We start from the raw sequence: 19,139 nt of genomic DNA, 5'->3' as shown, positions 1-19,139 counted from the left end.
GATGGCCGCGGGCAGGACGACCGGCCTCGCGACCGGGGGCCGAGCGAACACGCCGGCCTCCGGGTCGCCCCTGCTCGGCTTCGTACACCGGAGGCGGCGCGGTGCCGAGCTCTTCCTGCTCGTCCTCTCCCTGGTGATCGGGGTCGGTGGCTACGCCGCCGTCGGACTCGGCGTCGACGGCACCGTGCCGGCCGACATCATCGGGTACGGCGGCTGGTTGACGGCACTGATCGTGGCCGCGCACATCGTCATCCGGCTGGTCGCCCCCTACGCCGACCCGGTGCTGCTGCCGCTCGTGGCCACGCTCAACGGTCTGGGTCTGGCGGTGATCCACCGGCTCGACCTCGCCTACGCGGCCCGCGGTCGCGACACCGACTTCGCGCCCACCCAGCTGGTGTGGATGACGCTCGGCGTGCTGCTCTTCGTGGCGACGCTGGTGATCGTGCGTGACCACCGGGTGCTGGCCCGGTTCACCTACACGCTCGGCCTGAGCGCGATCACCCTGCTGCTGCTCCCGATGATGCCGCTCATCGGCGTCAACCGGAACGGCGCCCGGATCTGGATCAACATCGGCTCGCTGAGCTTCCAGCCGGGCGAGGTGGCCAAGGTGCTGCTGGTGCTCGCTTTCGCCGGCTACCTCGTGCTGCACCGCGACGCCCTCGCCCTGGCCGGGCGCCGGGTGCTCGTCGTCGACCTGCCTCGGGGCCGCGACCTCGGCCCGATCCTGGCGATGTGGCTGATGAGCCTGGTCGTCCTCGTCTTCCAGCGCGACCTGGGTTCGAGCCTGCTCTTCTTCGGCCTGTTCCTGGTCATGCTCTACGTCGCCACCGAACGGCCCGGCTGGATCGTGGTCGGCGCCACCCTGTTCTTCGCCGGCGCGATCGCAGCGTGGCAGACGCTGGGTCACGTGCAGTCGCGCGTGGACATCTGGCTGCACCCGATGCGCTACTACCGCAACGACGTGCCGCCCTTCTCCGACCAGATCGTCGAGGCGCAGTTCGGCATGGGCTGGGGCGGCCTGCTCGGCAGAGGCTTCGGCGAGGGCGACCCCACGCGTGTCACCTACGCCGAGAGCGACTTCATCATGGCGGCCATCGGCGAGGAGCTCGGCCTGACGGCGGTGCTCGCCGTGCTGCTCTGCTACGGCCTGATCGTGGAGCGGGCCCTGCGCGTGGCGCTGATCAGCCGCGACAACTTCGGCAAGCTGGTCGCCGTCGGGCTCGCCAGCGTGTTCGCCCTCCAGGTCTTCGTCGTGATCGGGGGCGTCACGCGCCTGATCCCGCTGACCGGTCTCACCACCCCGTTCCTCTCCTACGGCGGCTCGTCGCTGGTGGCGAACTGGGTGATCATCGCGATTCTGCTGCGCATCTCCGACCAGGCCCGTCGACCGCTGCCGGCGCTGTCGACCGACACCGAGGACGCCGACGGTGAGACGACCCAGGTGATCAAGCTGTGAACAAGCCGATCCGCACGATCGCGGTGTTCTGTCTGGCGCTGTTCCTGGCCCTGATGGTCAACGTGACCTACCTCCAGTTCTGGAAGTCGGACCGACTCGACGAGGACCCGCGCAACCAGCGGGTGCTCCAGGCCTCCTACTCCAGCGAGCGCGGCGCCATCCTCGTCGGCCGCACGCCCATCGCGGAGAGCACGCCCGTCGACGACCGGTACGAGTTCCAGCGGCTCTACCCCCAGCCGTTCCTCTACGCACCGGCCACCGGCTACTTCACCTTCGGCAACAGCACCGGCGTCGAGGCATCCCAGAACGCCGTGCTCTCCGGTGACGACCCGCGCTTCTTCGTGCGTCGCCTGGTCGACATGCTGTCCAACGAGCCGGCCCAGGGCGGCAACGTGCAGCTCACCCTCGACCCGGCCGCGCAGAAGGCGGCCTTCGACGGTCTCCGCGCACTCGGCGACGGCGTCGAGGGCGCCGTCGTGGCGATCGAGCCGGACACCGGGAAGATCCTGGCGATGGTGTCGCTGCCGTCCTACGACCCGAACAAGCTCGCCTCGCACGACTTCGACGCGGTCGAGAACGACTACCAGCGCCTCCTCGAGGACGACCGCGACCCGCTCATCAACCGGGCGCTGGCCACGCGACTCTTCCCGGGCTCGACCTTCAAGGTCGTGACGGCGGCGGCGGCGCTGAGCTCGGGCAAGTACGAGGGACCCGACGCGCTGGTGCCGGGCGGCGCGACCTTCCAGCTGCCGCAGACCAGCGGGGAATCCGGCCTGATCGACAACGAGGGCCGCAACTGCGGCTCCGGTGAGATCACCCTGCGCCAGGCGATGGAGCAGTCCTGCAACACCTCCTTCGCCAAGCTCGCGATCGACGTCGGCGCCGAGGAGATGTTCCGTCAGGCCGAGCGCTTCGGGTTCAACGCCGACTACCTCGAGGACATCAAGGGCCAGGCCCGATCGGTCTTCCCCGCGGACCTGAGCGAGCCGGAGGTCGGCCAGGCCGGCTTCGGCCAGTTCGACGTGCAGGCGACGCCGCTGCAGATGGCGATGGTGATGGCGGCGATCGCCAACCGGGGAGTGCTGATGCGCCCCTATCTGGTCAACCAGGTGCAGTCCGCGGAGTACGACGCCGAGACCACGCGGCCCGAGGAGATCTCGCAGGCCGTCAGCGACGACGTCGCGCGCACCCTCACCGAGGTGCTGGTCTCCACCGTCGACAACGGGACCGCCGCACCGTCGGCGATCCCCGGTGTCCGTGTCGCCGGCAAGACCGGCACCGCCCAGCGTGGGGTCGAGGGCCAGCCGCCCTACGGGTGGTTCATCTCCTTCGCTCCGGCGGACAACGCCGAGGTTGCCGTGGCGGTCATGATCGAGGAGGCACCGGGCCGCTCCATCGCCGGCGGCGCCCTCGGCGGCCCGATCGCCAAGGCCGTGATGGAGGCGGTCCTGCAGTGAGCCGCGCATGTCACCTGAGCCCGACGCCACGTCGACCCACACCCACCCTCCCCGGAAGGAGCCGCGCATGACCGATCAGTTCGCCGACGACGCCGGCAGGTTCCGCCTCGACGGACGCATCGCGACCGGAGGCATGGGCGAGGTCTGGCGCGCCACCGACACCCTGCTCGGCCGCGCGGTGGCCGTGAAGCTGCTCAAGTCGGAGTTCTCCGACGACCCCACCTTCCGGATGCGTTTCGAGACCGAGGCGCGCAACGCCGCGGCGCTGCACCACCCCGGCATCGCCGCGGTGTACGACGTCGGGGAGCGCGCACGCCACGACGGCTCGGGGCAGCCGCAGCCCTTCCTGGTCATGGAGCTGGTCGAGGGCAAGCCGCTCTCGGCTCTCCTGGTCGCCGGCCGGTCGCTGGACCCCGAGGCCGTGCGCGACCTGATGGCCCAGGTGGGCGACGCTCTCGGCGCCGCCCATGCCGCGGGCATCGTGCACCGCGACGTGAAGCCGGCCAACCTGATCGTCACCCCGGACCAGCGGGTCAAGGTCACCGACTTCGGTATCGCGCGTGCTGCCGACGGGGTCGGCATCACCCGCACCGGCGCCGTGATGGGCACCCCGCAGTACCTGGCACCGGAGCAGGCCGAGGGCCGTCCGGCGTCCGCGGCGTCCGACGTGTATGCGCTCGGCGTCGTGGCCTATGAGTGCCTGGCCGGACGGCGCCCCTTCGACAAGGAGTCGGCGGTGGCGACCGCTCTCGCCCACGTGCGCGACGCCGTGCCGCCGCTGCCTGCCGACCTGCCCCGCGACCTGAGCGACGTCGTGATGCGCGCGCTGGCCAAGGATCCCGCCGAGCGCTTCGCCGACGGCACGGCGTTCGCAGCCGCGCTGCGCGACCCGCGCCGTGCGGCACGACCCGCCGCACCGATCCCGGCGCCGGCGCCCGCCACACCGGCCGAGCCGATGACGCAGGTGCTCGCGACGCCGGTGCCGACGCCCGTCCCGGCGCCGGCCGATGAGGAGGAGCGCGAGTCGCGTCGTACGGCTGCCGTCGTGGCCGCGATCGTCGTCCTGCTCATCGCTCTGGCCGTCGTGCTGACCTTGCTGCTCACCGGTGGTGACGACGACGGTGCGGACGGCACCGCCTCCGAACCGCCCACGCCGAGCACGTCGACGTCCTCACCTCCGGCGACGTCCGAACCCGCTCAGCCGACGACCAGCGCGCCCGCGAGCGTCACCGTCGACCTGGACGAGTACGTCAACGAGCCCTACGACGAGGTGATCTCAGCGCTGCGCGCACTGGGCCTGCGCTACGTGGAGGACCCGCAGCCCAACGACGACCCGGCGCGCGACGGTCTGGTCAGCGACCTGACCCCGAGCGGCTCCGGCATCGCACCCAACACCGAGATCATCGTGACCTACTGGGACGTCGCACCGACACCGACGCCGACGCCCACTCCGACCCCGACGCCCACGGAGTCGGTACCACCGGCTCCCACGCCGTCCGCGCCGCCCACCACCGAGGGAGACCAGAGCTGATGAACGACCACTCGGCATCAGGATCCGGCACGTCAGGCGACGGCCCGATCCTCGTCGGCGGGCGCTACGAGCTCGGGGAGCTGCTCGGCAGGGGTGGCATGGCGGAGGTGCGCAAGGGCACCGACACCCGGCTCGGCCGGGTCGTGGCGATCAAGCGCCTGCGCACCGACCTGGCCAGCGACGCGACGTTCCAGGCCCGCTTCCGCCGCGAGGCCCAGTCCGCGGCCTCGCTCAACCACCCCGCGATCGTGGCGGTCTACGACACCGGCGAGGAACCGGCCACCGACGGGTCCGGCGTCGCCCAGCCCTACATCGTGATGGAGTACGTCGCCGGGCGAACCCTGCGCGACATCCTGCGGGAGGGCCGCAAGATCCTGCCCGAACGCGCCCTGGAGATCTCCAGCGGCGTCCTCTCGGCGCTCGACTACAGCCACCGCGCGGGGATCATCCACCGCGACATCAAGCCCGGCAACGTGATGCTGACGCCGAGCGGTGACGTCAAGGTGATGGACTTCGGGATCGCCCGGGCGATCAGCGACGCGGCCGGGTCGATGACCCAGACCGCCGCCGTGGTCGGCACGGCGCAGTACCTCTCGCCCGAGCAGGCCCGCGGCGAGCAGGTCGACTCGCGCTCCGACGTCTACTCGGCGGGCTGCCTGGTCTACGAACTCCTCACCGGCCGCCCGCCGTTCGTGGGCGACAGCCCGGTCGCGGTGGCCTACCAGCACGTCCGCGAGCAGGCCTCGCCGCCGTCCGACCTCGACACCGACCTGCCGGCCGCCGTCGACGCGATCGTCATGAAGGCTCTCGCCAAGCGCGTCGAGGACCGGTACCAGTCCGCGGCGGCGATGCGCAGCGACATCGAGCGCTACCTCGACGGTCGTCCGGTGGAGGCAGCGCCGGCCGCGGTGGCTCCCGAGCCCGCGACGGCGGTGACCTCCGTCGTCCGCCCGACCGCCGCGCCGCCGCGCCGTCCCGAGCCCGTGGTGCTGCCTCCGGCCGACGAGCCGGCTCCGCCCCGCACGGGGCTGTGGATCGTGCTCGGCCTGCTGCTGATCTCGCTGCTGGTGGCCGGGTGGTTCCTCTTCAAGGACAGCCTCTTCCCGCCCTCGCCCGAACGCACCCGCGTGCCCGACGTCGCGGGGATGACCGAGAAGGCGGCGCGCCAGGCCATCGGCGACGCGGGCCTGATCGTCGGCGACGTCAACGCCGAGAACAGTGACTCGGTGCCGGCCAACCGGATCATCAGCCAGAATCCGACCGCCGATCGCTACGTCGACCCCGACACCACCGTCGACCTGGTCATCTCGCTCGGCAAGGCCCAGGTGCAGGTGCCGCAGGTGATCGGGATGACGACCGACCAGGCGATCGCCGAGCTGGTCCGGGCCGGGTTCGACCGCGAGAAGATCAAGACGCGAGAGGTCGAGAGCGACGAGGACCAGGGCGAGGTCGTCGGCGTCACGCCCGGTGTGGGGCAGTCGGCCGACGTCGACACCGAGATCGTCATCGAGTTCTCCGACGGTCGCGAGACGGTGCCGAACGTGGTGAACCTGCAGCAGTCGGTGGCCGAGCAGCGCATCCGTGCGCGCGGCTTCCAGCCGAAGGTCGAGGACGACCCGTCCTCGACGCGACCCGCCGGCATCGTGACGCGTCAGTTCCCCGACCCGCAGACCGAGGCCGACGAGGGCAGCACGGTCGTCATCCTCGTCTCCACCTACGTCGAGCCGCCGCCGCCCGACCCGACGTCGGACCAGACCGACGGTCCGCCGGACCCCTCGCAGCCCACCGACGACCCGAGCGACGGGCTGATCTTCGACCGGCGTCGCTCAGGCTGATCCTGGTCTCGCGACGGTCGCAGAGCGACCTCCTCGACCACCGGAACTCCGCCGGTGGTGGGGGCCGGGCGATCAGGCCGTGGTCGGCAGTGGCTTGGCGTAGATGACGTCGAGCAGGCCCTCGTAGGCGGGGGCGTCGATCTTCTCCTCGACGTCGAGATCCCACCCGATCCCGAGGTCCGGGTCCGCCGCGTCCTCACGGAACCCGCTGATGTCGATGTCGGCGTCGACGGCCCGGATCAGGTCGGTCGGGTCGCCGATGGCCTGGATGACGTAGGGCTGCGGGTACGGCACGCCGTGCAGGGTCACCGCACTGCTCGTGCACTTGATGCCGGTCGTGCTGACGACACGCTGGCCCTGGATGGTCATCGCGTCGGCTCCACCGGCCCACAACGCATTCATCACGGCCTGGATGTCCTGCTGGTGGACGACGAGCAGGTTGAGGTCGACGTCGCCGGCGTTAAAGGCGGCGTCGAGTCGTTCGATGGGCGCGTCGGAGAGCACGATCGTCACACCGGGCCCGCTGACCTCGGTGAGCCCCGCGGGGCTCTCGAGCCGTTCGGCCTGACGGCGCTTGCGCTGCACGCCGCGGTCGTCGACGTTGCGGGTCAGGTCGTCGACCTCGTCGCGCAGTGCGGCTGCCTCGCGCTGCAGACGCTGGTAGGCGTCGGACTCGGTCTGCACCAGCGAGGCGAGATCGGTGTATCGGCCAGGACGGAGGTCGGTGCCGTCGCTGTCGAGAGCGCTGACCACGAACAGCGAACCGCAGAGCGCCACCACCACGGGGGTGCCGAAGGCCCAGCCGCGACGACGCGGATGCTCACGAGCGGGGTCGTCGGGCGGCGGGGTGGTCACGCCGTCTAGGGTACGGAGGACCGTCGTGAAGAAGAAGGAAGCAGCCGTGGCCAAGCTCAAGGCGAAGCAGGACACCTCGTTCAACCCGGACCGTGGTCCGTTGTTGACGATCCGATTCGTGCTCACCGTCGTCCTGCTCGTCGTCGGCGTCGCGTGGATCGTCTACTACGCCGCCGGCGTCACCCTGCCCGGTGAGTTCTCCTCCTCAGGGGAGCCGCTCGACCCGTCGGGTCCGGGCTTCATGCGCGACCTGGAGGACTGGAACTACCTGATCGGCTTCGGATCGGTCTTCCTCGGCCTGCTCGTGGGCGCGCACCCCTCGACGCCGCTGGGTCGCGGCCGGGGGGTCGTCGCCACGATGCTCTCCTGCTTCCTCATCGGTCTCGCGTGGATCTGCGTCTTCTACGCGATCGCCGACGACACCTCGCGCCTGCCGATCTTCGACGACCTCGGTCAGAAGAACCTGATCGTGGGCATCGCGTTCATGGCGGTGGGCTTCGCCTACGCCACGCGCTGGGAGTGAGCCGACCGGCTCCACTTGCCGCACCCCTCGCGTCGACCCGTCTTTGTCTGAAGACGGGTCGACGTCGTTTTCCACCGCTTTATCCACAGCTGTGGAGCGAATGACACCGCTGTAGTTATCCCCCGAACAATCCACAGCTGTGGAAACGGGGGGACGCCCCCGACGCGCCGTCAGCCCTGGAGCACCAGCACACGGACGACGATCGCCGCGAGCGCGAGCGCCGTCACGGCGGCGATGCCGGCGGCCTGCACGAAGGCGCGTCGCGATCCGCGCGGCGCGTAGACCAGCGCTGCGGTGACGGCGACACCGCCGAGGAATCCGCCGAGGTGCCCCTGCCAGGAGACGTTGGGCACCACGAAGGTCAGCAGCACGTTCAGGAGGACCAGGCCGAGCACCGAGCGGAGATCGCCGCCGGTCTTGCGCGCGAGTATCACGAACGCGCCGAGCATGCCGTAGACGGCACCCGAGGCGCCGAGCGTGAGGCCGTACTCGCTGGAGAGGAGCATCACCGCGGCGCCGCCGGCGAGCGCGGAGACGAGGTAGAGCGCCAGGAACCGCAGTCGGCCCAGGACCTGCTCGAGCTGCGGCCCGAGCACGAAGAGCATCAGCATGTTGCCCGCGACGTGCCACAGCTGCACGTGCATGAAGGCGCTGGAGATCAGTTGCCAGACCGCGCCGTCCGCGACGCCGGGCAGGAAGGTGTAGCCGGCCGCCGTGCACTCGCTGCGGCCGACGCCGAGGCCGAGGTAGCCGCCGCCGACGTCGCAGGCGCCGTCGGGGCGCAGGGCGAGCAGGTCGACCAGGCGCGACGACGCGCCGCCGGTGAGCATCACCGCGAGCCAGACCCCGGCGTTGACGACGATCAGCGCGATCGTGGTCTGGCGGGGGTCTCGCGAGCGGGTACCGCCATAGGTGGTGCGGCCGGTGCGGGTCTCGCGATGCCCGGTGTGGACGCAGTCGGGGCACTGGAAGCCCCCCGCCGCATCACGCATGCAGTCGGGACATATCGGGCGCTCGCACCGCTGACAGCGGATGTGGGACCCGCGGCCGGGGTGCCGGTAGCAGACCGGCACCCCGTCCGCCGGGTGCGCGCCGTGGGACGGCGTCGTCACGGGTGGTGGGCCTGACTCAGGAGCCGACGACCTCGACCGACTCGATCACGATCGGGTCGACCGGACGGTCCATCGCGCCGGTGGGCGAGGCGGCGATGGCGTCGACGACGTCGCGGCCGGCCTGGTCGGCGACCTCGCCGAAGATGGTGTGCTTGCGGTTGAGCCACGGCGTCGCGCCGACGGTGATGAAGAACTGCGAGCCGTTGGTTCCCGGGCCCGCGTTGGCCATGGCGAACAGATAGGGCTTGTCGAAGACGAGCTCGGGGTGGATCTCGTCCTTGAACTGGAAGCCCGGACCGCCGGTACCGGTGCCGAGCGGGCAACCGCCCTGGATCATGAAGCCGCTGATCACGCGGTGGAAGGTGAGACCGTCGTAGAACTTGCCGCTGCGGTCGTTCGGGGTCGAGTAGGCCTTCTCGCCGGTCGCCAGACCGACGAAGTTCGCCACCGTCTCGGGAGCGTGGTTCGGGAAGAGGTTCACGGTGATGTCGCCCTGGTTGGTCTTCAGGACGACCTGCTGGTCAGCCATGTCTGCCTTTCGCGTGCCCCGGTAGTGGTTCCGAGGTGATTCGTGTGGCGCCGCATACCGGGAGGCCCGGCGCGGCAGTACCTCCCGATCCTCCCAGACGCCGCCACGTCGGCGTCCCGGTGGTTGAGGTGCCCGAACCCGGTGGGTGCCGCGAATCTCGGGCGCCGGAGCGCGAGCACAACCGCGACGTTCACATTCGGGGGGTTGGGGCGTGACACGCCTCGTGCTTGGGTAGAGGAAAGGCACGGGCGGCGCCGCGAGCGCACCGAGGCGACGGAGCCGTCGAGCCACATCCATGCAGACGTGAAAGTTGAGGCGGAGATGGGACTGCGCAAGAAGAAGTCGATCGTCGACCAGGCGGGGGAGTACGTGGAGACGGCGCTCGGCCAGGCGCGCGAGTTCGTCAACGACACCGCCCTTCCCGCCATCGCCGACGCCCGCGAGAAGGCCGAGCCGATGCTGGCCGACGCGAGGGTCAAGGCGGCCGTCGGGCTCGCCGAGGCGCGTGAGAAGGCCGCCCCGCTCGTGGCGCAGGGCGCGGCCATCGCCGCCGAGCGTGCCGCCGCCGCGAAGGTGGCCGCCGAAGGAGCCGTGGCCCAGCTCTCCCACGAGCCGGCGCCGAAGAAGAAGAGCAAGCTCAAGCGACTGCTAGTCGTCGGCATCGCGGCGGGTGGGGCGGTCTTTGCCGCCAAGAAGCTGCAGGGCGGTTCTCAGGACAACTGGCAGTCCACCTACACCCCGACCCCTGCTCCTGCACAGGCTCCGTCGGCAGCTCCCGTCGCTCCTGCACCCACCCCGGCTGCTCCCCAGTCCGGAGCCGCCGACGACGGAGCCGGGGCGACGCCGGGCGAAGCGCTGGCGGACGCGGTGGAGGAGCCGCACGCCGTCACCACGCCCGACGAGCCGGCCGAGGTCGTGGAGATCGACGAGAAGAAGTAGCGCCGGTCGCCAGCCCGTGTGTCGCGCCGACCCGTCAGCCCAGGCTGGCGGGTCGCTGCGCGTCCGAGGTCAGGTCGGGTGCCTCCGTACGCACCTTGGCGACGACGATCCGCTCGACCCAGAAGATCATCAGCGGCACGAGGCCGGCGACCAGCACGACGAGGGTGAAGGTCGTCGTCCACTCCGCTCGCCGCGAGAGCACGAACGCCACCACGACGTAGACCATGAAGATCCACCCGTGGACGAGCCACAGGATCGAGATGTCCTCACCGAACGTCTGGAGCCCGGTGCCCTCGGTGGCCAGGTACTTCAGCGGCAGCGCCACCAGGGAGCAGATCGCGAGCAGGACGCCCACGACGATCGCGAGCACCCTGTAGACGTTGAAGAGAGTCACGTGCCGAGGGTACTGAGCGCGTGGGTGGGGGTTTTGGGGCGGGAGGCGGGTGTGGCCGCGAGGAGATTCACCGGGTAGCCGGTGAATCTCCGCATCGGTCGGGCGAAACTCGCGGATATGCCGACGCGAACCGCCGATCGGCGGGAGTTTCGGCACGGTGGTCGACCAGTAGGAGTGGGGTCGGCGCGTCAGACGTCGGCAGGGTCGGGCTCGCCGGGTTGCTCGGCAGGTCGCCGCGAGGGACGGCGCTCCTCGCGCGTGAACCGCCACCACACGAACAGCACGAAGGCGGCGAAGAACCACCATTCCACGCCGTAGAGCAGGTTGCGCAGTCCGGTGGTGCGGCTCACCGGCGGCAGCGCCTCCAGGTCGGCCGCCTCGAGCCCGGCGCCCGGCGTCCGGGCGACGACGTACCCGCCGTAGAGGTCGACGTCGACCCGTTGGGCCAGGTCGGCCATCCGCAGTTGCGGCAGGACGTCGTCGGTCGGGTCGTCGTCGATGACGCCGGTGCCTTCGGAGGGCTGCAGCCACCCGTCGATCTCGGCGGCACCGGACGGCGCTGCGGGCACGTCGTCCAGGGTGGCGACCCACCCGCGAACGACGGCGATCGCCGGGTCACCCGGCGTCTCGACAGACACGGGCGTGACGACCCAGTAGCCGCGGGCGCCGTCGTGGTCGCGGTCGGCGACGAAGACCGTGCCGGACGGGACCCACACCCCGCTCGCGCGCACCGGCTGACCGACGCGGTCACCGGGGTAGACGTCGTCCGGGCCGAGCACGTCCTGCAGGGCCAACGGCTCCTGCTCGGAGAGGTCGCGGGCCTCGTTCGCCCGGTGTGCGCTCCACGCATCGAGCTGCCACAAGCCGAGCCCGCCGGCGATCAGCAGGCCCACGAGAGCCAGCGCATGCGCGGCCAGCATCCGACGGGTCAGCCACACGTGCACCCCCCCAGCCTACGGAGCGGCGCTCGGACGACGACGGGCGCGGCTGGGCGAGACGGCTGACGACAGCGGCCCGCCGTGGCACGATCACGCCGTGATCCACCACCTCAACTGCGGGACGCTCCACCCGCTCCTGGCCGGCCGGTTCGTCGCGCACTGTCTCCTCGTGGAGCGCGCGGACGGACTGCTGCTGGTCGACTCTGGTTTCGGCACCGCCGATCTCGACGACCGGGGACGTCGTCTGGGTCGCGCCTTCACCTCGGCGATGCGTCCGAACCTCGACCCTGCCGAGACCGCGCTCGCGCAGGTCGAGGCCCTGGGGTTCCACGCGTCCGACGTCCGCGACATCGCGCTGACCCACCTCGACCTCGACCACGCGGGCGGCGTCAGCGACTTCCCGAACGCCACCGTGCACGTCTACGACGCCGAGCTCGAAGCCGCTCGCAACCCCAAGGGCATGGAGCACGGGCGCTATCTGCGCGAGCAGTGGGAGGACGCTCGTTTCGCCACCCATGCCGCTGCGGGCGAGGAGTGGCGCGGCCTCGAGGCCGTCACCGTGCTCGCCGACGACGTGCTGCTGGTGCCGCTGCCCGGCCACAGCCGCGGGCACGCAGGCGCCGCCGTCCGAGACACCACCTCCTCTGACGGCGGTTGGGTGCTGCACGCCGGCGATGCCTACTTCAACGCGGGCGAGGTGCAGACGCCGCCGTCGTGTCCGCGCATCCTCCAGGTCTTCCAGCGCCTCCTCGCGCAGGACAACGCCGTCCGGCTGGCGAACCAGGAGCGGTTGCGCACGCTGGTCGCCGACCACCCCGACGTCCGGGTCTTCTCCGCGCACGACGCCTCCGAGTTCGAGGCGCTCAACAGCTGACCGTCACCGGTCGTTCAGGAGGCCGCGCCGGCCCACCCACCAGTGGTTGAGGAGGCCGAGGAACGAGGCCGTCTCGAAACCCGGTGACCCGTCCGGTCTGCAGCCGGTGGCGCCCGGCTGGGCGGTGATCTACAGAGGCTTACGCGCGGCGAACTCCGCGCGGCGGTGAGTTGGTGAGGAAACCAGTCGAGCAATCGCTCAGCAGCTCACCGCCCGGCCACCCGGTCGGTCGAAGAGCCTCAGCGACTCACCGCCCACCGGGCGCGACCGGCGCGCTCACACGTCGCAGACGGCGAACGGCAGATCTCCATCGAGCATGAGCTCGGTGGCCGCGCGGTCATCACGCATGCGGTACCCCAGCCGGCCACTTGAGGGGTCGGCGACAGCCTGGCCCCAGGCTCGCTGGAACTGCGAGACCTGCGGGGCGGTGGAGAAGCTCGTGCGATCCAGGCGCGCCCGCGCGAATGCGTCGGCGCGGTCGGTACCGAGGTACACCGTCGCCAGGCGTCCGGCGAGGACGACGACGAAGCCGCCGAGCGGTTGGAGGCGGGCGAGCGAGCCGTCGGGCACCGTGCCCAGCACGGCGTCGGCGTCCAGGCACCCGGCGCGGACGTAGGTCGACTCGCCGGTGTCGTCGACGAGCTCGCCGAGCTCGGGAGCCATCGCCCAGCTCTCCTCGGGCTCGGCGCTGACGCCGCGCATCACCAGACGGCGCGCGACGTCGACCTCGGCACCCCGCAGCGCGCCCACGCCGTCGTCGACGGCGCGCTCGACGTCGGCCATCAGCACCGGGGCGTCCATCAGCAGCACCCAGCCCGACCCACGCGGCGTCTCGAAGTGGGCCTCCCACGCGACGTCGTCCTGGGTGAAGGAGTAGTCGGCGAGCAGGCGCTCGGCGTCGGGGCGGAGCAGCCCGGTGTCGAGCAGGGGAACGTTGCGATCGACCTTGCGCCAGAACTGGTCGCGTTGGCGACGCGGCGCGGCGGACGTGATGTCCTCGCGACCGACGCGGAGCCGGACCTGCTCCCAGTCCGTGACGCGCAGTTCGGTGGCATCGACGGGCACCAGCGGCAGGACGGCGCGTGCTGCCGGCTGGTCGGCGTCGAAGGGCGGGATCGGTGTCGCCGTCGGCGTGGGCGCGACCTCGGGGGTGGGCTCGTCGCCGTCCTCGGAGCAGGCCGTGACGGTCAACGCCACCACCGCCGTCATCGTCGCCGCGACCGCCGCCGTGCGCCCCCTCCGCGTCCTCACTCCGGCATCCTGCCACCCGCGCCCGGCCCGCGGGGCCGTGTGCCCGAGACCGACGGGGAGACGGGTCTGCGGAACGCACGTCGTCCTCGCGCCCGGCGCGCTCGGTGCCCCATGGCAGTCCTGCGCCCAACCACGATCCGGGCGCCGGTCTGCGGCACAGACCTCACCGCTGCCCGAGGCGGCCACGGACGTCGGCCCGTTTTGAGCGTGCGCCGAGCGGTGGGGTACTGTCTCCCAGGTTTGCGGGCCTATAGCTCAGACGGTTAGAGCGCTTCCCTGATAAGGAAGAGGTCACAGGTTCAAGTCCTGTTAGGCCCACTCTCGACCGGTCGGTGACGACGGGGAACTCGGAGGCAACGATGAAGAAGCTGGTCATTCTCGCCCTGGCTGCTGCGGGCGCCGTCGTCGCTCGCAAGAAGATCGCCGAGAGCCGCTCCGAGCAGGCCCTGTGGGCCGAAGCCACCGACGCGGTCACCCGCGGCAACTGATCCATCCCGCCCGAGTCTTCGGGCACCGGGGCCTTGGCGCAATTGGTAGCGCACCTGCTTTGCAAGCAGGGGGTTAGGGGTTCGAGTCCCCTAGGCTCCACCACCCCCGTCCGCCGATGAAGATCGCTTTCGCCGCGTGAGCCAGGGGCGGCGACCAGTCGCTAGCTTCAGCCGACTCGAGCTGAGAAGCTCCGCCGCATGGAGACCTACGCACGCCACGTGAGGACGGAGATTCCGCCCGCTCTGACTGCGGAACTGGCCCTCGTCGACGAACTCGCGCAGCGTCTGCGAACGCACATCTCATCGACCCGTGACGAGATCGCGCTTCTACATGTGCACGGTGCTCAGAGTCAGGCCATCCAGGGCCACTTCGCGGCACTCCTGACCCATGAGCTGGGATTCAGCGAGGAAGTCGTGCTCACCCCGCAGACGGGCTTCGTGACCCGGGCTCGACCCGACTTCTTCTTCGCCACGGGAGAGGGACGCGGCGTGATCGCGGAGGTCGAACGTGGCGGGACGACGACCAACAACCACGATCTGAAGGATCTCTGGAAGGCGCACATCGCACCCGACGCACACCATCTGTTCCTGATCGTCCCGACCAACAACTGGAAGGCGGACGGATCCCCGAGGGAGCGTCCGTTCCACCTCGTGTCCCGTCGCCTGGGTGCGTTCTTCGGAGATCCCCGGCGCGAGATCGACGTCCTCAGCGCGCACGTTTTCGCCTACTGAGACGATCGGGTCGAGCCTCACCGACATCGACCGGCGCCCACCCGAGGATCTGGGTAGGCGCCGGTCGACAGCTGCTACCGCCCGCGAGGGTTGCGCAGGCCCGAGGGCTGAGCGCTCGGGTCAGCGCCGCCGCGCACCTCGTGGCCGTCGGAGACGCCGCCGCCGTCGGTGTCGAAGTTGGTCGGGTCGGACTTGCGCTTGTTGTGGGCGGTGTTCTTCCGGCCGGTCACCTCGTCCTTGTCGGTGAGCCCGTCGCGGTCGGTGTCGGCCTTGGTCGGATCGGTGCTGCGGCGGCCGATCCGGTAGCCGTCGGTCCGGGACGTCGCCACGCGCTGACCGATCTTGATGCCGGCGATCTCGCGGCGGTCGGAGAGGCCGTCGCCGTCGGTGTCGCGACTGCAGGGGTTCGTGCGAATGCGGCCGATCCGGTACTCCCGGTTGCGCGTCGTGACCTTGGTCTTCATCACGATGCCCTTGATCTCCGCGCCGTCGGTCAGACCGTCGCCGTCGGTGTCGGGCTCGAGCGGGTTGGTGCCGCTCGGGCAGCGCCGGACTCCGGCGACCTCGACGCCGTCGCTGATGCCGTCGCCGTCGGTGTCGGCCTTGGTCGGATCGGTGCCCAACGCCTGCTCGTCCTCGTCGCTGAGGCCGTCGCCGTCGGTGTCGACACCCGGGGTCGGACCCGGGTCGACGTTGTTCGGAACCAGGGGATCGGTCCCAGCAGCCACCTCGTCGGCATCGCTGACGCCGTCGCCGTCGGTGTCGGCCTTGGTCGGGTCGGTGCCCAACGCCGCCTCCTGCTCGTCGGTGAGTCCGTCACCGTCGGTGTCGACCGGCGTGGTCGGCGGTGTCGTGGGAGGGGTCGTCGGCGGTGTGGTCGGGGGAGTCGTCGGCGGGACGAACGGCGGGAAGGTCTGGACCGACGCCGTGATCGGCTCGCCGCGACGGGTCGTCGTCGCGGTACCGCCGCCCTGGGCCGCCGTGACGACGTCGACCCGGTCGACGGTGGCGGTCACCGTGTCCGGGCCGAGCGCCGTCGCGGTGTAGGTCGCACTGCTGCGCAGCTGGGCGTCGAGGGCGCCCGAGCTGGGCGCGATCGAGCCGACCGTCGCCGCGAACGTCGTCGCCAGGCCGGTGAAGAAGGACGGCAGCGGCGTCCCGGTGACCACGCCCACCGTCGTACCGTCGAAGGTCGAGCCGAACGTCGCGGTCGCGGTCGCGGTGTCGCCGACGAACAGCGTCGGGGGAGCCACGCTCAGGGTCGCCGCGATCCAGGGAGCGGTCGTGATCGTGCCGGACCCCGCCGTGGCATGGGCCCCGGCGCACACCGGAACCGCCACCGTGGTGTCGACCGTGCGGGGGTCGGTGCGGACACAGCCCCACCAGTTCTGGGCAGCTCCGATCGGTGCCGTGCTCTCGTTGAGGACGCCGTACCGCGTCGCCATCAGACGGTTGTGGCGGACCGTGATCGCCGTGGGCTGACGGCCCTTCACCGGGTAGGCACGGACTCCCGCGCCGACCCCGGCGATGTCGTTGTCCTCGATCACGGTGCTCTCGACCCCGCCGCCGACATAGAAGCCGGACGTCGTGTCGGTGCCGTCACCGCGCACCACGTTGCCGTGGATCCGCACGCGACCGAAGTCCATCGCCGCGCTCGGGATCGTCGCCCCTCCGAGGACGTAGTCGCCCGCCGGCGCGTTCGTGCTGACCATCGCCGCGTAGTCGCCGGCGGTCAGTCCCGTCACCACGTTGTTGGAGATCGTGACGTCGTCGAACCCGCTGCGGCTCTCGAGGGTCGCGTTCTGGTCGATGTTGCGCACCGCGAGGAGCCGGCCCGTGCTGGTGTTGCCGTCGACCACGACCGGGGTGGTGATGCGGCTCGGTGAGTACTCGTTGAACACCAGCAGCGAGGAGTTGCCGCTGCTCCCCTCGGTGACGACGTTGTCGCGGATCGCGACCGGGCCGCGCCAGGCGTCCACGCCGAAGGCGTTGAAGCGCTGCCCCGACGTCGTGTTGTCGCGCAGCGTCAGCGACGGCGCGACGCGCTCGGTGTTGTTGGTGTAGCCGCCGTCGGCGTAGAGGGCGTAGTTCGAGGTGACCGAGGTGGCGGGAGTCGCTGCCGCGCCTGCGGGATCGGCGGTGGCGGCGAAGTCGACGTCGCTGATCGTCACGGCGGTGATGCCGGTGGTGAACTGCTTGACGCCGATGTAGATCTGGTAGGCGACCCTCGGGCCCGGATGACGCAGCGTCATGCCGGAGATCTCGATGACTCCGTTGTTCGCCCCGTTGCCGACCGCCGGCGGGAGGACCCGGAACATCGAGGTGCCCGTGGCCGTCGTGGCGCCGTCCACGATCGTCTGGCCCGGGCCGGCGCCGAGGATCCGAATCGGCTTGTCGACGACCACCTGGTTGACCCCGGTGTAGGTCTGCGCGGAGAGCTGCACCGTGTCGCCGGGCTGCGCAGCGGCCACAGCAGCGGCGATCGTGGTGTAGCTGCATCCGGTGTCGCACACGGTCAGCGTCGTCGCGGCGGTCGCCGATCCTGCGATCGCCAGGGAGCTCCCCACCAGGAGCGTCGCGACGGCGGCGGCTCGGCGGGCGGGCAGGACGTGGGCGCGTGGGGGTGCCATATGTGCACAACGTCACACGTGGCGGTGGGTTACGGGTCGCGTGACGGTCGCGGAGCGACCCCTTGACCACCACCAGCCCCGGCGGTCGAGGAGCGAGCGCAGCGAGCGTCACGAGACCCCGACCTCAGCGCACCCGGGTCACCGTGGCCTCCCATGCTCCGATCGCACCGTAGGAGGAGTATCCGCCGGCCTGAGGGTCGCCCTGCCCGGCGCCGGTGATGCCGATGAAGTGGCGTCCCACGCCCAGGCGCAGCGTGCGCTTGGCGTCGGTGCCGAGGCTGGTCACGCTGTCCTGCCGCCGTGTCCACGGCGCGACCCACGCCAGGCGACGTCCCAGGGCCGACTGCACGTCCACCGCGACGTCGAGCGCCGAGGGGCGGACGGCGGGCCGCACGGCGATCCGGTACCGCCCCGGTCGCACCACCAGCACGCTGAACACATCGACGTCGCCCGGACCGATGACGCCGCGCACCGTCGAGCCGAACCCGCGCAGGGGGACGATGCCGAGCAGTCCGGGGTCGTCGGGATAGTCGTCGCGGACGGGTGAGGCATGGGCGCCGATCACGGCGAGGTCGTCCTGGTCGTTGTCGGCGCCCGCGTAGTCGCCACGCGACCACTGGACGACGGGATTGAGATGGGGCGCACCCATGATCGGCGCCCACGGCGCGCGGCCGGTGTAGTACTCCTGTGCGGCGCCGCCCGGCGTCCGGACCCCGTGGTGGCGCAGCCCGAAGGCGTGCCCGATCTCGTGGCTCGCGGTCGCTGCAACCCAGGACGGCACGGAGCGGAGCACGCCGGTGAACACCCAGACGATGCCGTTGCGCCGGTTCACCTCCCCGACGTCGTCGAACAGACCCCGCCAAGCCAGGCCCGAGCAGTCGCAGCGCGGCGTCCACGGCTCCGCACGCGTGACGACGACCCGCACTCCGTATCGGGGATCGTGGTCATCGGCGCGCACGAGGTCGGACTCGGGTGGCTCGATGGTCGTCACGTTCACGTCCCACGCCGCGAAGTCGTCGGCGACGCCGGCCCACACCTGCTGGATCCAGGCCGCCTCGCGGGCGCTGACCACCCCGGGTGACCGCCCGCCCGGCTCCTCGTAGGCCGGCGCCTCCACCGCGGCACCGCCGCCGTAGCTGTCGACCCAGAGCCCGTCGCGCACGGTGTGTCCGGTGACGTCGAGGTAGACCGTCAACGGTGCTCCGGGACGCGAGGCGAGCTCGAAGGTGCGCGCGGTCGGCACCAACCGCGGGAGGTGGCCCGGACGGCGTGCTGCGTCTGGCAGGGCCCGCAGCACAGCGGCGCTCGGTACCGCGTCCGCCACGATCCGCGACGCTGCCCGGCTCTCCGAGGGCGCTGTGGTCCGGATCGGGACCGGATGCGGCGCTGGCGTCGGGGAGGGCGCGCCGACGACGGCGAGCACAGCAGCGCTCGCGGTCACGACCCGCCGCCACCGACACCGCACGGGGGGTCGGTGCGGCGACATGGCGATTCCTGGACGACGGCCTGCAGGGGATGGTCACCCTGCAATCGGTCGCCAGTCCACGGACCTGAGCCGGCAGCGCCGGCTCGGCCAGAACTCCGAGTGGCTCGAT

17 protein-coding genes and 2 tRNA genes are annotated in these 19,139 nt (G+C 71.1%); 11 read left to right on the top strand and 8 right to left on the bottom strand.

All coding sequences use genetic code 11. The features are described from left to right. The first annotated feature begins 1 nt into the window (after nucleotide 1). The 4 genes from KSO97_RS06380 (at nucleotide 2) to pknB (ending at nucleotide 6,279) form a co-directional block, all read left to right on the top strand. Nucleotides 2-1,456, top strand: a complete 1,455-nt coding sequence (locus tag KSO97_RS06380) for an FtsW/RodA/SpoVE family cell cycle protein (protein WP_232677249.1) — start codon at nucleotides 2-4, stop codon at nucleotides 1,454-1,456. After that, nucleotides 1,453-2,913, top strand: a complete 1,461-nt coding sequence (locus KSO97_RS06375; protein WP_232677248.1) for a penicillin-binding protein 2 — start codon at nucleotides 1,453-1,455, stop codon at nucleotides 2,911-2,913. The genes KSO97_RS06380 and KSO97_RS06375 overlap by 4 nt, the downstream gene beginning before the upstream one ends. A gap of 67 nt (nucleotides 2,914-2,980) precedes the next feature. Further along, on the top strand, nucleotides 2,981-4,444 hold the full coding sequence (locus KSO97_RS06370; RefSeq protein ID WP_232677247.1) for a serine/threonine-protein kinase: 1,464 nt from the start codon (nucleotides 2,981-2,983) through the stop codon (nucleotides 4,442-4,444). After that, nucleotides 4,444-6,279 carry a Stk1 family PASTA domain-containing Ser/Thr kinase gene (gene pknB / locus KSO97_RS06365; RefSeq protein WP_269782089.1) on the top strand — a complete coding sequence of 612 codons (1,836 nt, stop codon included), beginning with the start codon at nucleotides 4,444-4,446 and terminating at the stop codon, nucleotides 6,277-6,279. The genes KSO97_RS06370 and pknB overlap by 1 nt, the downstream gene beginning before the upstream one ends. A gap of 72 nt (nucleotides 6,280-6,351) precedes the next feature. Here pknB and KSO97_RS06360 read toward each other — a convergent pair whose 3' ends face one another. Next, nucleotides 6,352-7,134, bottom strand: a complete 783-nt coding sequence (locus KSO97_RS06360) for a DUF881 domain-containing protein (protein ID WP_232677246.1) — start codon at nucleotides 7,132-7,134, stop codon at nucleotides 6,352-6,354. Between the two features lie 25 nt (nucleotides 7,135-7,159). Between KSO97_RS06360 and KSO97_RS06355 the strand changes: the two genes are divergently transcribed. Further along, complete coding sequence (locus KSO97_RS06355; protein WP_232677245.1) at nucleotides 7,160-7,657, top strand: cell division protein CrgA; 498 nt, start codon at nucleotides 7,160-7,162, stop codon at nucleotides 7,655-7,657. 170 nt (nucleotides 7,658-7,827) lie between these two features. Here the strand turns inward: KSO97_RS06355 and KSO97_RS06350 are convergent, their stop codons facing one another. Together KSO97_RS06350 and KSO97_RS06345 are read right to left on the bottom strand one after the other, a co-directional pair. Further along, entirely contained in the window at nucleotides 7,828-8,649 is an 822-nt protein-coding gene (locus KSO97_RS06350) for a rhomboid family intramembrane serine protease (RefSeq protein ID WP_232677243.1), read from the bottom strand. Between the two features lie 136 nt (nucleotides 8,650-8,785). Beyond that, the gene (locus KSO97_RS06345; RefSeq protein WP_232677242.1) at nucleotides 8,786-9,298 is read right to left on the bottom strand and encodes a peptidylprolyl isomerase; all 513 of its coding nucleotides are present in this window, start codon (nucleotides 9,296-9,298) and stop codon (nucleotides 8,786-8,788) included. A 321-nt stretch (nucleotides 9,299-9,619) separates the two neighbouring features. Between KSO97_RS06345 and KSO97_RS06340 the strand changes: the two genes are divergently transcribed. Beyond that, nucleotides 9,620-10,237 (top strand): hypothetical protein, encoded by a 618-nt coding sequence (locus tag KSO97_RS06340; RefSeq protein WP_232677241.1) that lies wholly within the window; start codon nucleotides 9,620-9,622, stop codon nucleotides 10,235-10,237. 34 nt (nucleotides 10,238-10,271) lie between these two features. On the opposite strand, the gene KSO97_RS18235 is transcribed toward KSO97_RS06340, so the two are convergent. Together KSO97_RS18235 and KSO97_RS06330 are read right to left on the bottom strand one after the other, a co-directional pair. Further along, nucleotides 10,272-10,631, bottom strand: a complete 360-nt coding sequence (locus KSO97_RS18235) for a DUF3817 domain-containing protein (RefSeq protein WP_232677240.1) — start codon at nucleotides 10,629-10,631, stop codon at nucleotides 10,272-10,274. 188 nt (nucleotides 10,632-10,819) lie between these two features. Further along, nucleotides 10,820-11,575: an SURF1 family protein gene (locus KSO97_RS06330; protein ID WP_232677239.1), complete on the bottom strand. Its 756-nt coding sequence runs from the start codon at nucleotides 11,573-11,575 to the stop codon at nucleotides 10,820-10,822. A gap of 91 nt (nucleotides 11,576-11,666) precedes the next feature. On the opposite strand from KSO97_RS06330, the gene KSO97_RS06325 reads away from it, so the two are divergent. Next, nucleotides 11,667-12,443, top strand: coding sequence for an MBL fold metallo-hydrolase (locus KSO97_RS06325; protein WP_232677238.1), 777 nt, complete (start codon nucleotides 11,667-11,669; stop codon nucleotides 12,441-12,443). Nucleotides 12,444-12,719: 276 nt separating this feature from the next. Here KSO97_RS06325 and KSO97_RS06320 read toward each other — a convergent pair whose 3' ends face one another. Further along, nucleotides 12,720-13,694 (bottom strand): indoleamine 2,3-dioxygenase, encoded by a 975-nt coding sequence (locus KSO97_RS06320; protein ID WP_232677237.1) that lies wholly within the window; start codon nucleotides 13,692-13,694, stop codon nucleotides 12,720-12,722. A 244-nt stretch (nucleotides 13,695-13,938) separates the two neighbouring features. Between KSO97_RS06320 and KSO97_RS06315 the strand changes: the two genes are divergently transcribed. From KSO97_RS06315 to KSO97_RS06300, 4 genes are all read left to right on the top strand, one after another. After that, a tRNA-Ile gene (locus KSO97_RS06315) sits at nucleotides 13,939-14,012 on the top strand. Nucleotides 14,013-14,053: 41 nt separating this feature from the next. Beyond that, nucleotides 14,054-14,182 carry a DLW-39 family protein gene (locus tag KSO97_RS06310; protein WP_232677235.1) on the top strand — a complete coding sequence of 43 codons (129 nt, stop codon included), beginning with the start codon at nucleotides 14,054-14,056 and terminating at the stop codon, nucleotides 14,180-14,182. Between the two features lie 27 nt (nucleotides 14,183-14,209). Next, a tRNA-Ala gene (locus KSO97_RS06305) sits at nucleotides 14,210-14,285 on the top strand. A gap of 95 nt (nucleotides 14,286-14,380) precedes the next feature. Further along, on the top strand, nucleotides 14,381-14,914 hold the full coding sequence (locus tag KSO97_RS06300; protein WP_232677234.1) for a hypothetical protein: 534 nt from the start codon (nucleotides 14,381-14,383) through the stop codon (nucleotides 14,912-14,914). A gap of 74 nt (nucleotides 14,915-14,988) precedes the next feature. Here the strand turns inward: KSO97_RS06300 and KSO97_RS06295 are convergent, their stop codons facing one another. Continuing rightward, nucleotides 14,989-17,544 carry a thrombospondin type 3 repeat-containing protein gene (locus KSO97_RS06295; RefSeq protein ID WP_232677233.1) on the bottom strand — a complete coding sequence of 852 codons (2,556 nt, stop codon included), beginning with the start codon at nucleotides 17,542-17,544 and terminating at the stop codon, nucleotides 14,989-14,991. 124 nt (nucleotides 17,545-17,668) lie between these two features. After that, entirely contained in the window at nucleotides 17,669-18,868 is a 1,200-nt protein-coding gene (locus KSO97_RS06290) for a zinc-dependent metalloprotease family protein (protein ID WP_232677232.1), read from the bottom strand. Nucleotides 18,869-19,139: the final 271 nt, after the last annotated feature.

It is taken from the genome of Nocardioides sp. R-C-SC26, assembly GCF_021246465.1.
In the GTDB taxonomy this organism is placed as follows: domain Bacteria; phylum Actinomycetota; class Actinomycetes; order Propionibacteriales; family Nocardioidaceae; genus Nocardioides.
Note: the sequence above shows the minus strand (reverse complement) of the source record. Positions and strands in the feature narration are given on the sequence as shown.